This window comes from Actinobaculum sp. 352 (assembly GCF_003957265.1).
Classification (GTDB): Bacteria; Actinomycetota; Actinomycetes; order Actinomycetales; family Actinomycetaceae; genus Asp313.
Genome location: NZ_RQSN01000005.1, coordinates 39562 through 54407 on the forward strand (window position 1 = coordinate 39562; position 14846 = coordinate 54407).

The 14846-nt window shown below is 62.5% G+C and carries 11 protein-coding genes and 2 pseudogenes; 8 read left to right on the forward strand and 5 right to left on the reverse strand.

Annotation, left to right across the window (positions count from 1 at the left end; all coding sequences use genetic code 11):
* Window positions 1–154 precede the first annotated feature (154 nt).
* A complete protein-coding gene (locus EKN07_RS06395; protein ID WP_108714813.1) occupies window positions 155–661 on the forward strand; it encodes a hypothetical protein in 507 nt (168 codons plus the stop codon).
* 353 nt (window positions 662–1014) lie between these two features.
* Here the strand turns inward: EKN07_RS06395 and EKN07_RS13015 are convergent, their stop codons facing one another.
* The 3 genes from EKN07_RS13015 to EKN07_RS06410 all read right to left on the reverse strand — a co-directional run bounded on the left by EKN07_RS13015 (window position 1015) and on the right by EKN07_RS06410 (window position 3196).
* The gene (locus tag EKN07_RS13015) at window positions 1015–1437 is read right to left on the reverse strand and encodes an NTP pyrophosphohydrolase (protein WP_240611311.1); all 423 of its coding nucleotides are present in this window, start codon (window positions 1435–1437) and stop codon (window positions 1015–1017) included.
* 354 nt (window positions 1438–1791) lie between these two features.
* On the reverse strand, window positions 1792–2499 hold the full coding sequence (locus tag EKN07_RS06405) for a hypothetical protein (RefSeq protein WP_126145944.1): 708 nt from the start codon (window positions 2497–2499) through the stop codon (window positions 1792–1794).
* Window positions 2500–2623: 124 nt separating this feature from the next.
* Window positions 2624–3196, reverse strand: coding sequence for a class I SAM-dependent methyltransferase (locus EKN07_RS06410; protein ID WP_164505395.1), 573 nt, complete (start codon window positions 3194–3196; stop codon window positions 2624–2626).
* Between the two features lie 429 nt (window positions 3197–3625).
* Between EKN07_RS06410 and moaA the strand changes: the two genes are divergently transcribed.
* Window positions 3626–4729 (forward strand): GTP 3',8-cyclase MoaA, encoded by a 1104-nt coding sequence (gene moaA / locus EKN07_RS06415; RefSeq protein WP_126145946.1) that lies wholly within the window; start codon window positions 3626–3628, stop codon window positions 4727–4729.
* Between the two features lie 9 nt (window positions 4730–4738).
* Window positions 4739–4987 (forward strand): MoaD/ThiS family protein, encoded by a 249-nt coding sequence (locus tag EKN07_RS06420; protein ID WP_108714822.1) that lies wholly within the window; start codon window positions 4739–4741, stop codon window positions 4985–4987.
* A 132-nt stretch (window positions 4988–5119) separates the two neighbouring features.
* Here EKN07_RS06420 and EKN07_RS06425 read toward each other — a convergent pair whose 3' ends face one another.
* The gene (locus tag EKN07_RS06425; protein WP_126145947.1) at window positions 5120–6163 is read right to left on the reverse strand and encodes a molybdenum cofactor biosynthesis protein MoaE; all 1044 of its coding nucleotides are present in this window, start codon (window positions 6161–6163) and stop codon (window positions 5120–5122) included.
* Window positions 6164–6394: 231 nt separating this feature from the next.
* Here EKN07_RS06425 and EKN07_RS06430 point away from each other — a divergent pair, with 231 nt between their 5' ends.
* The 5 genes and pseudogenes from EKN07_RS06430 to EKN07_RS06445 all read left to right on the forward strand — a co-directional run bounded on the left by EKN07_RS06430 (window position 6395) and on the right by EKN07_RS06445 (window position 12160).
* Window positions 6395–7642: a ThiF family adenylyltransferase gene (locus EKN07_RS06430; RefSeq protein WP_126145948.1), complete on the forward strand. Its 1248-nt coding sequence runs from the start codon at window positions 6395–6397 to the stop codon at window positions 7640–7642.
* 123 nt (window positions 7643–7765) lie between these two features.
* Window positions 7766–9292, forward strand: a complete 1527-nt coding sequence (glp, locus tag EKN07_RS06435) for a gephyrin-like molybdotransferase Glp (protein WP_164546621.1) — start codon at window positions 7766–7768, stop codon at window positions 9290–9292.
* 260 nt (window positions 9293–9552) lie between these two features.
* Window positions 9553–10014 (forward strand): annotated as a pseudogene (moaC, locus tag EKN07_RS13020) (cyclic pyranopterin monophosphate synthase MoaC); the annotation flags it as partial.
* 57 nt (window positions 10015–10071) lie between these two features.
* A pseudogene (locus EKN07_RS12850) lies at window positions 10072–10740 on the forward strand (NTP transferase domain-containing protein); the annotation flags it as partial.
* A gap of 55 nt (window positions 10741–10795) precedes the next feature.
* Window positions 10796–12160 carry an MFS transporter gene (locus EKN07_RS06445; RefSeq protein WP_206435689.1) on the forward strand — a complete coding sequence of 455 codons (1365 nt, stop codon included), beginning with the start codon at window positions 10796–10798 and terminating at the stop codon, window positions 12158–12160.
* A gap of 49 nt (window positions 12161–12209) precedes the next feature.
* On the opposite strand, the gene EKN07_RS06450 is transcribed toward EKN07_RS06445, so the two are convergent.
* Window positions 12210–14654: an HAD-IC family P-type ATPase gene (locus tag EKN07_RS06450; protein ID WP_126145950.1), complete on the reverse strand. Its 2445-nt coding sequence runs from the start codon at window positions 14652–14654 to the stop codon at window positions 12210–12212.
* Window positions 14655–14846: the final 192 nt, after the last annotated feature.

Sequence of the window (14846 nt, forward strand, 5' to 3'; positions counted from 1 at the left end):
CAGCTATCCGTTTACTCTATGTTCGGCTGCACACGGGTGAGTCCGGGCCTTATTCTCGGTCGCGCAGTGATGTCCGCGGCTGGAGTTGTTATGACTACTTGACGCATGGGAGGCATCGCTTGTGCAAGAACTCAGTCGGATGAGGAGAAGCTGAATGGCTCTAGAGTTTTTGTTCGCAGAGTCTGCGCTCTGGTCGGCGTTGTGGATGGTACTAGTATCGATATCCGTCCGACGTTTTCCCTTCACCATGGAACATGACTATCCCGAAGATGTGCGAAAAGTAGCGAATATCAAGCCGCCGTCGAGCCGACAGAAGCGAACCGGTATGTTGTTTGCGACTTTGAGTCTTTCGCTGACATTCGCCCTGTTGGTTTTCTTCGGTGTCTCCGGAATTAGGGACGTGGGGCAGGGATTTCTTCCCATGTTTATCCGCGTGTGGGTTATCTGCATGGTGTGGAACGTTGTTGATCTAGTCGTCGTTGACTGGTTCTTGATCTGCGCTCTCGCATGCAAGTACTTCCTGCTTCCCGGAACGGAAGGCTATACGGGTAACAAGAACTACCGGTTCCACTTTAAGGGATTTTTGAAAGGCAGCGTAGCCATGACCTGCATGGCGTCCATTGCAGCCGGAGTGGCGTACGGAATCATGTTGTGGACGTAGCAGGGAGATTCTTTTCAATGGTGGCATGTATGCGCCATAAGCGACCGAAAGGAGGAACAGCCATGGGTGTGGACAAGAATATACAGCCTGCACTCCGGGATCCCCGTCCGAAAGCTGGACAGATTGAGGGGGAAAGAACACTGGAGCGAGCAGGTGTGCACTGCGCTTGAGGCGTGGCGGCTGGGCATTGAACTGCGTCGTGGTAAGCCTAAGAGCTTCCGGCCAACGATTGGCACGGCGTTCTAGCGCTCGGGACCGGCCGACGGCGTCGTCGCTCAGACGTCGATGCGGCGCAGGAGGTTCGGGGGAGGAATCTCGCCGGTGAGGATGTAGTTGCGGAAGACGGGTACGGCCTACTGCCCAGTGAAGATTTCTTCCGGGTGGAGCTGCACGGTGATGAGGTCCTCGGAACCGTTGTCCCAGGAGAAGAGGACCCAGCGGTCCGGATCGACGACTGGTTCGCGTGCCAACACGTAGTGGATGTAGCCGCAAGCGGGGTCGGGAACGCGAGTCTCAATGGTCATGGCCAGCTCGGAGCCGACAGCCTGCATGTACCGGTGTTGCTCGGGGTCGTCGTCGGGCAGATCTGCAAGACGTTCGATTCCCTCCGGCAGGGGTTGAACTCCCATGGCGAAACGTGGTCCCTCGGTGAAAAGAGGGGGAAAGAGCAGGTCATTCTCAACTTCGTCCGCGACGAGTTCGGGAGTCTGGGGAATGACGTCTCGTTCCACCTTTCCGGCTCGGGCGCCTACATCCCAAACGAAGAAACGTCGCATAATCATATCCTTGCTGTGATAGGCGGAGGCGCCACCGTGTTACGGAGGCGCTGTCTGAACGGGGAAGCGCTCAGAACTTCGGAGCGTTCCGCAGCGAAGATGCCTTCAGGCGACCACGAAACCGCGATTTCTGCGGTGTGCGACTACCGTATCCATCAGGACGAAGATTGCTGCACTGTCAGCGACTAAGTTCGCAAGTTTCGCTCCTCCCAAGCATAGTGTTTTCCGGGTTGGTCGGTGAAGGGGTGGCCCGTCGCACGGCCTTCGGGTGTGCGCGCAACCAGCGGCGCGGTTATGGAGTCGAGGGCTCGACAGCTACATACAGGAAGGAGTCGCACTCATGCGCGGGCGCGGTTATGGAGTCGGCTGGACGGCCCAGTAATTGCCCATTGAGTCGAAGTGCAAGAGGTGCAGGCGCTCGGGTGTCAGCACAATAGGTTTGCCCGAGACGAGCTCGGTCATCGTGCCGAGCGCTTTGCGGAACTCGCGCGGCTGCAATGGAGTGAGCGTGTGAGGCCGGTAGTAAGCGAGGGTGATATGGGGCGTGAACCGCTCGGAAGGAACGATCTCGTCGAATAGCGCTCGGGCCTGCAGCAGTTTGCGATGCTCGGCCTCGTCGTCGGCCGTGATTCCGACGACGACGCTCGTGTTCACCAAATTGAATACGGCGGTACACCTTGTGCGGATGGGGCCGATTGCGCGTGCTCGGGCGACGAGTTCTGTTGCGATTGCAAGGCCGCTCTGCATCGACGGCCATACCAGTTCCCGGTTCGGGGAAGCGTGAAGATCGTGGAGAGTCACATGCGCCATCTCCACCGGTAGCGGAACCGAGAGAGACTCTCCGAAGTGGGTATGAAGGTCTTTCGCGAGCGAGCCAATGAGTTTTTGTGCGTCGTCGTCGAGGAAGTAGGCAACCGTATCGCCGTGGAACGGCTGTAGCATGCCGGTTTGTGGAGCAATCTTCTCCGCCAGGGATGGAGGGAGGCCGAATGTTGGCTCGTCGGGGACCGAATCAGTTTGGAATGAGTTGATGCGTTCGGTGAACTCGTGCAGGTTTTCCATGCTGGGTTCCTTCGGGTTTTGCGAGTAGCGGGTGGTGTGATCCGTGTTTTGGGAGTAGCGGCTCGTGTGGTGCCTCGAACGCATGAATACTACTGGGCGGATGCCAAGTGGGCAAAGTACCTGCTCAGCGTTCTGCGTGCCCGTGGATGACCGGTGCGAGCGGACCGAACAGGCCGCTGATTTGTGTTGTCTGCAGCTGTACACTGGAGAAGCCGGCGCGGTTAATCGTGTCCGCAGTGTCGCGGCACGGGTCGCACCCATGACCGAAGCGTCGGGTGAATGGGCGTGCCATTGTCTGAACGCGACGAGCTTTCGAGCCGGGAGCGGCAACCACGTGTTCGTAGAACACCAGCACGCCCCCGGGTCGTAGCACTCTGATGGTTTCGCCCAGAGTGGCCGCCGGGTCCGCAACCGAACACAGAACGGTGGAACAGATAGCTGCATCAACGCTGGCGTCCTCCAGTGGTATCTGCTCTGCGCGTGCTGACAGCAGCTGAGAATCAGGTCTGGAATTAACTGCGGCCGCCAATCGGCGTCCGGGAGAGGGCTCAAGTGCCAGCCAGTGGACGCTTGGATGCAGCATTGATGCGGAAACTCCGGTGCCCGCACCGAGATCAAGGATCGTGCCCCTGAGGGTGGGAAGGACTCGCATCTGCCACCGTTGCTGCGTGGTTACGGCGGACGAAGAAGGCTCCATGTGGTCCATGGTACTACCGGCGTGGAATCCGGCGGTGGCGCGTGCGTGCCGTCGGCGAGGTCGTAGCCGGCGAGATCGTAGCCGCTTGCGCGGCCCCAGTTCGTGCTCGGTCATGTGGGGTCAACGACGACGGCGCACGAGACGCGGCGCAGGGTCGCGGATCATCCCCGCTCACGCGGGGTCAACCCTTCCAGCGTTTGGATACGGCGTTACGCCGCTGGATCATCCCCGCTCACGCGGGGTCAACTATCATGCCGGGCGGGCAAAACCCGCTGGGTAGGGATCATCCCCGCTCACGCGGGGATGATCCAGACTTGTTGTTTGACTTGGCCCTTCACCCCGCGTAAGCGGGGCTTTGACGGGCAGCCGCTGGGGACGTAACGGGCCCCAGCAGTTGCCCGACCTAATCGAGTTTTCTGAGAGATCCATATGAACGCCACGTCTGTCCCGACGCCCGCGAGGGCGAAGCCGGTGGTGTTGGAAGAGGCTACTGCGCCCGCCACCACCGGCCTCGTCGACCGTTTTGGCCGGGTGGCTCGCGACCTGCGCGTTTCGCTCACTGACAAGTGCAACCTACGCTGCCAGTACTGCATGCCCGCCGAGGGGATCACGCCGCTGCCCACTGCCCGCCTGCTCAGCGACGCGGAAATCATCCGCCTGGTCCGCCTCGCCGTCGAACAACTCGGAATCCGTGAGGTCCGCTTCACGGGCGGGGAACCGCTCCTGCGCAAAGGGCTGGAGAACATCGTTGCTGCAACCGCCGCCCTACGTACAGACCTCGGCACCGCGCCCGATATCTCACTGACCACCAACGGTCTTGGCCTTACCCATCGCGCTGCCGCGCTGAAAGAGGCCGGTCTTGCGCGCGTGAACATCTCGATGGACGCTGCCTCCGCCGAGACATACGCCAAGCTCACGCGTCGTAATCGGTACGACGACGCCGTCGCCGGTGCAGCTGCTGCCACAGCCGCCGGGCTGCACCCGGTCAAACTCAATGCCGTTCTACTACCCGGCGTCAACGCGCACGAGGCTCCCGCGCTCTTGGCTCAGGCCCTGCGCGGAGGCTACCGGCTCCGCTTTATTGAATTCATGCCGCTTGGCCCCCGGAATTCGTGGAAACGGGAGGAACTCCTTACGGCCGATGACATTCTTGCTGCCTTGAGTGAGCACTTCACCCTCACGCCACGCCCGGCCGCCGAACGCGGTGCCGCCCCCGCTCAGGAATGGGACGTGGCCGCTGGATTCTTCGACGGGCAGGCGCATCCGGCAGGTCGGGTCGGCATTATTGCCTCCGTGACCAGGCCGTTTTGTGGTGACTGCGACCGCACCCGTCTCACCGCCGACGGGCAGATATGCACCTGCCTTTTCGCGGCGGGGGAGACGGACCTACGCGGGCCGCTGCGCGCTGGCGCTTCCGACGCCGAATTGGCCGAGATCTGGCGGCACGCCATGTGGGGTAAACAAGCCGGTCACGGCATGGATGACCCCGCCTTCTTGCAGCCGACCCGGCCCATGAGCGCCATTGGCGGCTAGGCTAATGGCATGACGATTCGGATGCGTTACTTCGCCGCCGCAGCTGATGCGGCGGGAACGCGTGAGGAAACCGTGGAGCTCGCCGAGGGCACCGTCACAGATCTTCGCACCCAGTTGCTTGCCCGCCATTCCCCTGAATTCGGCGCGACTCTGCAGATTTGTGCGCTGCTGGTAAATGGCACGCGTGCCGCTGATGACACCCCGCTGCCCTCGGGCGATGTGATGGTCGACGTGCTTCCTCCATTCGCGGGCGGATAGGGCGGGCGCACTCTGCGCCTGCTAGGTGCCTGCCAGCACGCTGTACTTTCTCCGATTGGCAGAGGAAGTGCTCGGAATCTACCGGCTCTCAAGGCCTGCAAGCCCTCTCCCGTTCACGGGCGGATAGGGCGACTACGCGCTGCCTGTCCACGCATGTGTTCCGTCCGCGAATTCCTGCTTCTTCCACACCGGCAGCTGCAGCTTCACCGCTTCAATCAGCTGTTCCAAAGCCTGAAAGGCCTCGCGGCGATGCGAGGCTGACACCGCCGCGCCCAGAGCGGCATCTCCCACTTCTAGCAGTCCGACACGGTGCCGGACCGCGATTCTGCACGCACCGCTTTTCTCCGCAACCTCTTCTGCCACGCGGCGGATCACGGCATTCGCATCCGGATGCGCCTCATAGTGGATAGATACCACCGCTCGTGCCTCGTCATGGTTGCGTACCCGCCCGCAAAACGTTGCAACCGCACCCGCGGTGGGATAGGCGACGTCGTCGTCGAGCATGCGCATATCAATCGGCACATCGACGACTTCGGCGCGCACCACGGTGGTGTCCCCATGCTCTGGCATGCCGCGGTGCTGCGCCTTCCACGTCGCCTTGGCATGAGCGTCCTGCCGCAGTTCGTGTTCCGCCCGATCACGGCGCTGATGGGCCGCCAGGGTAGCGGTCTCCTCTCGCGGCGGATGTGGGGCGGTGGCCTCAACGTCCGTCAGTCCGGCCGTGATATGTGCGAGAAGCGGACCGACAACGGCGACGGCGTCGCGCACCCCGCCGGTCGAGCCGGGAGCGTTCACGACGAAGGCCCGCCGACCGGCGTGCTCCATAATTCCGGCAACTCCACGTGAGAGTGCGGCCGTTGGAACGCGTGGGTTCGCGCGCAATAGCGACTCGATGCCACCGAGCCGAGCTGCTAGCAGGGCAGTGGTTGCCTCCGGCGTGAGATCGCGGGTAGTGATCCCTGTGCCTCCGGTGGTCAGTACCACGTCTGCTCCACCGGCGACGGCGGCGCGGAGGGCCTCCTGAACGGAGGCAATGCCGTCTGGCACGACAACCGGCGCGTTCACCTCGCCGTACCGGCGCAAGAGTTCGGCAGCTAACGGCCCGGACACGTCTGTGCGCTCGCCGCGGGCGCAGCGGTCGGACACTGTGATGACGCTAATGCGTGGATGCGACATATTCACGATTCTAGGGGTGTTTATTGCGGCATGATAGAAGGTGCACGTGTGGGGCGATGCTCGGCGATTCGTGTGAGAAGCGGGGAAGCCCGTGCGAGACTCGGGAACCCTTGCGGGACGTGGGAAACCCGTGCAGCTCTCGGAGGAACCTGTTCAGGTCTCAGGCAAGCCCGTGCGGGACTTGAAGGACTCCGGCAGTCCATTCGCCGCATCTGAAAAGGAGAGGTAGAGGTGGAGGCACTCGCGAAACCTGTGGTAGAGCTTTCCGCGGCGCAACGCGGCCGCTATGCTCGGCAGGTCCTCTTGGAGGGATTCGGGTCGCTCGCCCAGCGGCGCCTACTCGGTGCGCGCGTGCTGGTTGTGGGCGCCGGTGGCCTTGGTTCTCCCGTCCTGTTGTACCTGGCCGCGGCCGGGGTGGGAAGCATCGGGATTATCGACGACGACGCCGTCGACCCGTCGAATCTGCACCGGCAGGTGATCCACACGCTTGACGCGGTAGGCCTGCCGAAGGTGACAAGTGCGGCGGCGCACCTGCGCAGTCTTAACCCGGACGTGCAGGTGATCGAGTATCCGCAACGTCTCAGCGAATCCAACGCTCGTGACGTTATCGCCGAGTATGACCTGGTGATCGACGGTACGGACAACTTCCCCACCCGCTACGTGGTGGATGCGGCATGCTCGGACCTCTCCATCCCGGAAGTGTGGGGCTCTATTCTGCGCTACGCCGGGCAAGTCTCTGTGTTTTGGACGGGAGAGCGGGCATATGCGCACGGAGTTGCCGCTCCGGGCGTGTGCCTGCGTGATCTCTTCCCGGCTCCGCCGCCTCCCGGTGCCGTGCCCGCCTGCGGTGAGGTGGGGGTACTCGGTTCGCTGTGTGGACAAGTGGGTGCCATCATGGCCAGTGAAGCCATCAAAATGCTGACAGGCACGGGAGAGCCACTGCTCGGAAAGGTGCTCGTCATCGACTCTCTGAAAGGTAGGACGGACATGGTTGATGTGCATGGTGCGGAAGACAGGCCGGAGCCGCTGCGCGGCGAGGCATTGAGCGCCGCCTGCGCTTCGCCGATGCCGGGCGGCGCTGCGTCGCCGCGTCAGGCTGGGGTTCCTGGTGGCGCTGCGGCGCAGGGGGCCAATTCTGCGACGTCGTCGGCCGTCACGGTAGAGCAACTCGCCGAACTGCTGGCTGCCCGGCAGGCCGGTACCACGGACTTCACGCTGGTGGACGTGCGGGAGGAAAACGAACGCGCCATCAATGCCATTCCCGGGTCGGCGTATCTGCCGCTCGGCAGGATCCTCGCCGATCCGCAGACCGCACGGGCCGAGCTTGGCGGCGGTCCGCTCTACCTGTACTGCCTCGGCGGCGCGCGGTCTCAGAAGGCTGTTGATGCGCTCAAAGCGGCAGGCGCCGATGCCATCAATGTTGAAGGTGGGATCCGTGCGTGGTGGACGCGGATTGATCCGGACATGCCGCAGTACTGAAGCTGGCGAGGTGTGCTCGCAGGGGCTCTTTCGTGGCCAGGGAGACCGCGTCTGGACAATTTCGGAACGCTCGGAGACGGTAGCGAAGCGAGGAGTCCGAGACTGCAGCGAAGCGAGGAAGTAGTGAAAGAAGTTGCGCAACACTTTGCGGACGTGCTGAGTCTGGGCCGTCCACTCTCTGTAACGGAAGTGCCGCTGGCACAGGCGCGAGGTTTGACCCTTGGAGCAGATGTGCCTGCTCGCCTGCCCATCCCGCCCTTCACCAATTCAGCGATGGATGGTTTCGCGATCCGCGCCGCCGATGTACAGCCCGGCATTTCCCTGCCCGTTCTCGGTGATATCCCCGCTGGTTGCACCACACCACCGCCGTTACGCCCCGGCACGGCATTGCGCATCATGACCGGGGCTCCGCTGCCTCCGGGGGCCGACGCCATCCTGCAGGTCGAGTTCACGGAGAACTCCGACCAGAACATGCTGCTTGATCCGCCGGAGAGCATCACTCCGACCGCAGTTGTGTGCGCAGGAACGCATATTCGCCGTGCCGGGGAGGACATTGCGGCAGGCAGCCTCGCCTTCCAAGCGGGTACCGTGCTGACCCCGGCGCACCTTTCTGCCCTGGCAGCACTGGGCTACGCGAGCGCGCCCGTCCACACCCGGCCACGCGTGGGTGTGCTGACCACCGGCGATGAGTTGCGCGCTCCGGGCGCGGACCTGCTACCCGGCCAAATCCCGGACTCCAACTCGCTGCTGGTGGCACAACTGGTCGAGGAACACGACGCCGTCGCCCGGGTTCATCACTGGGCGGGAGATGAGCCGACTGCCTTCAGCGCGGACTTGGATGAGCTGGCGATGGACGTGGACTTGATCCTCACCACCGGCGGTGTCAGTGCCGGAGCCTTCGACGTCGTGAAAGCCGCACTTGCGCACCGAGGTGTGCTCTTTGAGAAAGTCGGCATGCAGCCGGGAAAACCACAAGGATGGGGAGTGTTGCAGGCCGGCGGAGCCACGGCGATGCAGCGGCGATCCGTTCCCATACTGTGCCTGCCCGGAAATCCGGTGAGCGTATTCGTTTCCATGCAGCTCTTCGCACTACCGCTGCTCGATAAGCTGTTGGGCCGCGCAGTCACCCCCTACGAGGAGATGTTCCAACCGGCGAGAGCCGCTGCGGGATGGGAGCGAAAGCCGGGCCGTGTCCAGTTCCTGCCCTGTGTACGGGTAGCCACAAAGGTGGGGTTCCCGGAGGGAAACGGTGCGGATTATCAAGCGGGAAACTACACGGAAAACCAAGCGGGAAGCGCCGCAAAGGATGGAACGGAAGATGAGGCGAAGCAGGCCGCGAAGGGCGGTATGAGAGACAGCACGGAAACCCCGGCAAACGGCCCGGTAGAAGGAACCGGCGGCTCGAAAGAAATACCCGGCCTTCCCCGCACCGCTCCCGCAGAAGAACAATCCGTCACCGAAGATCCGGCGGTTGCCGTGCAAATCGCGCATATGCCCCGCATCGCCCCCGCCACATCCGGCGGATCCGGATCACATTTGATAGGAAGTCTGCCACTGGCAACAGGTTTGGCCCGTGTGGCAGCTGATCGAGCATGCGTCGCGGCGGGTGACGACGTCGACGTTCTCTGGTTGAAAGCACAGCGGCGGTGACGGAAGGCGAGTCAATGGCAGGCCGAACGACGCTCCGCTACCCTAGCCGGAGGCGTCGGCTTGATGGAAGGCAATAAATGGCAGATGAAGCGACACCGCGGGGTGGTGGTGCACAGCCCGACAGTGCGCCTCAGGATGAGGGCGGGATGATGGGCGGTGGTGCGCCGCTCGCCCATAGTAAGCCCCTTCCTCCGGATGAAGGCGGCGCGCTCGGAAAGGCACCCACTGCAGGCGGCGCTCCCGACAATGAACTCGCACCGCGCTTCGCCCACCTCACTGAGGCGGGCGAAGCACATATGGTGGATGTGACGGCGAAGAACATCACGGTACGCGAAGCGACGGCGGTGGCATCCGTGCGTTGCTCAGAACATGTGATGCGGGCACTGCGCGAGGGAACAGTGCCGAAAGGCGACGTGCTCGCCGTCGCCCGAATCGCCGGTATCCAGGCGGCGAAACGAGTACCGGAATTGCTGCCCCTGGCGCACTCCATTGAGATTCACGGCGCCGAGGTCGAGTTGCAGCTGCAGCGTGATCGCGTGGACGTTACGGCGACGGTCCGTACGGCAGGGCGAACCGGGGTGGAGATGGAGGCGCTGACCGCCGCGAATGTAGCGGCACTAGCCGTGATTGACATGGTGAAAGGCGTGGATCGCTCGGCCGAAATCATCGATTGCAAGATCATCTACGAGTCGGGTGGGCGCTCCGGAACGTGGTACCGCCCGGGATATGAGCCGCAAAGCGGCGTCGGGGAATTGGAGCTGGTGGGCGTGATCGTGTTGGCGGGCGGAACCGGAATGCGCCTGGGTGGCGTGTCCAAGCCCGATGTCGTCGTCGGTGGGCAACGCCTCCTCGATCTTGCACTGGCCGAAGTGGGACGTGCCTGCATCGCGGTAGCCCAGGGCGGCGCGCAACACGATTCGGCTGTTGTGCCAGTGCCGAAGATCGTGGTTGTGGCTCCCGACGGCGTGGCGCTGCCGCCGGATGTGCATCGTACCTTGGAAGATCCGCCGCTGGGCGGTCCCGTTGCGGGATTGGCAGCAGGGTTGGCGGAGCTGAAAGAACATGTGGGAGTGCACCGCCGCGCCGTCGTCGCCCTGCTGACCTGCGATGCACCACTTGCGCCCCGCCTGTATCCGGAACTGCTCCGCCAACTCTCCGCACATCCGCGCGCGGCCGGAGCGGTTCCGGTATCTGGCGAGGTCGTCAACCGGGCGGCCTCAGACATGCGCGAGCGGCCGGACGGTAGGACCTTCCGGCAGTATCTCAACGGTGTCTACGGTGCCGAGGAACTGGCTGATACTCTGCGGGGCGACACCCGGAACAGCTCCGCACGTGCCTTGTTTGCCGACCTTCCCGTCATCGAGGTCCCCGATACCGACAATGTATCTATGGACGTTGATACCTGGGATGATGCCGCCGACTTGGAGCACCGCTTGGCTGAAGGGTGATCTATGGCCGGAGGTCGAGACCGAGTTTATACACGCCGGAGTACGGAGGCGGTGAGTGCTAGTGCCGAAGAAGCGTAAAGGCCTTCTTATCGCGATAGCCGTCATCCTTCTAGAGCTGATCGCGGGAATGCAGACCTATCTCAGCCAGTTGATCCTTCCGATTATGGCGGCCGAGTTCGGATCCCAGGACTACTACGGTCTGGTCATGGGGGTGGCCTCCGTGGCAAGCATGGTGGGACTACCCGTCGGGGCTGCGCTGCTGCAACGGTTTCGGCTTCCGAGGCTTCTTTTGGTACTCACCGCGTTTCTGTGCGCGGGAGCGATTATCAGTGCGACATCGCCCAATATCGGCATCTATCTGATCGGGCAGTTTATAAGAGGATTATCCGCCTCGTGCCTTGCCATGGCATCGCTGGGCGCTGTCGCTCTGGGGCTATCTGGCAGAGCGCGCCAGCTCACGCTTGCGTTTTCATCCGCTAGTTGGGTGGTGGCATCAATCGTCGGACCAACATACGCGGCCTGGGCAACACAACTGTTCTCCTGGCGATGGGCGATGCTGATCTACCTGCCCTTACTGATTGCGGCCAGGTTCGTGGTGGCATTGAACCTTGATGGCAAACAAACGACACGAAAAGCACCGATCCCCTTCGCACAAGTGCTGGTTCTATCTGTTGCTGTGACCCTGACCGTGTTGCCGGTGGCCGGGGCGCTGCGTGGCCTCTGCATTGCCGGGGGAGTCGCGCTTCTACTGCGGGCATCGGTTGCGCTTCTACCTCGCGGTACATTTACGGCCCAGGTGCCGCGCAAACGTGCACTGGCAGGAATGTTCTTTCTGACCGGGGCCTACTTTGCGGCGAATGAGCTGGTCGGGCTGACGGCGCATGATCTGTACCATGCGCAGGTCGGCACGCTGGGGTGGATTCTTCTAGCGGGAGGACTTACCTGGGCCGTGATGGGAGTGCTGTGCGGTATACGCCCGGCGGGATCGCCGCGGAGTTATCGGCTCCGCTCCGGGGTGGGCGTGGCACTTATCGCGCTCGGCGCCGCCGCTATGGTCGGAATGTGCATCGGCATTTCTGGCACGGCTAATGCCACAACTGTGATTCTCGTTTTATGGGCCGTGTGTGGTCTGGGTATGGGTGCCACCTATGTCGATACGCTCAACATCTTCTTTGACGAGCCGGCCGTTGACGACGGTATTTCCATGGAGCAGATCGCCGGAGCGTCCGTTATGGTCGAATCACTATCACAGGCGATGTTTGTTCCGCTGACGGCATCGACTGTCGCCATGGGATTCTCCGGCGGGGAACCGAATGCCACCTTCTATGGCCTCGCCTGGCTGTTCGTGCTCGCGGGAAGTGTGGTGGCGTGGATGTATTTACATGCCACCGGGCCGCAAGTAGGAGCGGAGACGCGTTGAAGTGATGTAGGCATGTTGCCGACGACGTCGTGGCCGTTGCGTCGGCATCCTACGATTCGTTGGTGCCTTCCTCCGCCTTCCGCGCGGCCCGCTCGATACGGCGTTGGGCGGCCTCCGCCTCACGTTCGGCGCGTGGCTTCCAAAGCGGCTTCCGCTCACAGGTTATCGCGCCGAGCATCCACCACAACCCCTCGATAAGAGCGGCGCCGATCAGGCCGATAACCATGCCCGTGAGCATCATGTGTGTGTTCGACGAGTCAAGAATGAAAATGCGCTGCGTGAAATTGGCGGTGAAGATGATGCCGTAGCCCAGCAGCGGCAGGAGGATGAGTAGCATCTTCCACCATTCGTAGGGCCGCGCTACGGTGGCCAACACCCAGGTGGCGGAGATGATAAGGGCAAGCAGTGCCGCAGTAGAGGCTTGCGTCGCCTGCGTCTCCGTCCCTTCGGGTACGCGCACCAGCAGATAGGTGACAAATGAGGCGGCGGCAACCACGGCGCCCGCGGGAACTCCCAACCGCAGCACCCGCTGCACAAAACCACTGCGCGCCTTTTCATTGTTCGGTGGCAGAGAAAGCAGGAAAGCGGGAATGCCGATGGTGAACCATCCGGTGATCGTCACGTGGATCGGTTGGAAGGGGAAGGGCAGCGAGAAGAGCAGCACCAGCACCGCCAGGATGGACGAGTAAATCGTCTTCGTAAGGAACAGATTGGCAACACGCTCGATATTTCCGAGCACGCGGCGACCTTCACCCACTACGTGCGGCAGCGTGGCGAAGCGATCATCCAGCAGCACGATCTTCGCCACCGAGCGGGTGGCTGCGGTACCGGATCCCATGGCGACGCCCAGGTCGGCATCCTTCAAGGCCAGCACATCGTTTACGCCGTCCCCGGTCATGGCAACCGTGTGCCCGGCCTGCTGGAGAGCCGACACCATGGAGCGTTTCTGCTGCGGTGTCACCCGCCCGAAAACCTGTGAATCATTGACGGTTTCGCTGAAGTTCGCTTCCGTGAGAGTACGCGCATCCACGGGTTCTCCCGCGTCTACCCCCAAAGAACGGGTCACGGCCCCCACCGACTCCGCGTTGTCGCCGGAAATGATTTTCACGTCAACACCCTGGCTGCGGAAGTATTCGAGTGTGTCTGCGGCGTCGGCCCGTACGCGTTGTTCCAGGATCACCAGCGCCACGGGGTCAACGCGGCCCGGGGCGGCGTCGTCGGTAACCGTAGCTGATGCGCGTCCAAGCAGCAGCACACGCAGCCCGGTAGAAGCAATCTCGCCCGCGCGCACGCCGGCGGCGCTTTCTGCGTCAACAAGCACATCGGGTGCGCCAAGCACCCAGTGCCCCTGTTCGTGAAAACTTACGCCCGACCACTTCTTCGCGGAGGTAAACGGCTGGAGCTCGGCAACGTCCCACGTGTGTTCGGCCTGGCCGACGCCGTCGATAATCGCGAGCATAGACGAATTCGGTGCGCTATCGGCCGCGGCGAGTTGGCGCAATACCATGCGCGCCTCCTCCTCGTCGTATGTTCCCAGCACTTCCAAACGCCCGAAGGCCATGGCGTTTTCGGTGAGTGTGCCAGTTTTATCCGCGCAGACCACGTCAACGCGCGCCAAACCCTCGATGGCGGGTAGCTCGTTGACTAGGCATTTGCGGTAGCCGAGTCGAATGACTCCCAGAGCGAAGGCGGTGGAGGTGATTAGCACCAAGCCCTCCGGGATCATGGGCACCAGGGCGGCCGCAACTGCCAGAATAATGGCACGCCAATCGTTCTCGCCCACGCGGATCTGCCCGATAATGGTGACAATACCGACGGGGATAAGAATCCAGGTGATGACCTGCAGGATCCTGTTGATGCCCGATTGCAACTCCGAATGCACCAGAGAGAACTTCGCCGCGGCGGCCGTCAGTTGGGCGGCATAGGCGTCTGCCCCGACCTTGGTTGCACGGTAGGTTCCGGTTCCGGAGGAGACGAAGGAGCCGGACATGATCTCATCGCCGGGCTCTTTCGGAATCGGATCCGATTCGCCGGTAAGAAGCGACTCGTCGATTTCCAGGTAGTCGGCTTCGGAAACAACACCGTCCACGACGATTTGCTCACCCGGCTTGATAACCAGAATGTCACCGAGGACGACGTCGTCGCGTTCAACTGCCTGCTCGCGCCCCTCCCGCCGCACGGTCGGGTGCGCTTCCCCGACCACAGCAAGCGAATCCAGCGTGTGTTTGGCGCGCAACTCCTGGATGATTCCGATAATCGAGTTGGCGATAATAAGCAGACCGAAGGCGCCGTTCATCCACGAACCGGTGACCATGACGAGTGCAAACAGGACGCCGAGCAGCGCATTGATACGCGTGAACACGTTGTCGCGGATGATCTGCCAGGTGCTTCGACCGGAGCGTGGCGGCAACGTATTGACTTCACCTGCGGCAATTCGCTCCCTCACCTGTTGGGAAGAAAGTCCGTACGTCGGATCGGTGGCCACAGGGTCCATGCTTACTGGCATAGTAGACACGTTATCAGGCGTGTGGAGTTTCCCGACACTTGCGCGACGATTGCTCACTGTAGGCGGAGACGACGAGGCGAGTGCACCGGCACGCTCCGCGCGGCCAGTGATGCCGAGCAACGGAGTAGCGGCCAGTGATGCCGAGCAACCTCATACGTGCGAGAGACGACTCCGATAGGT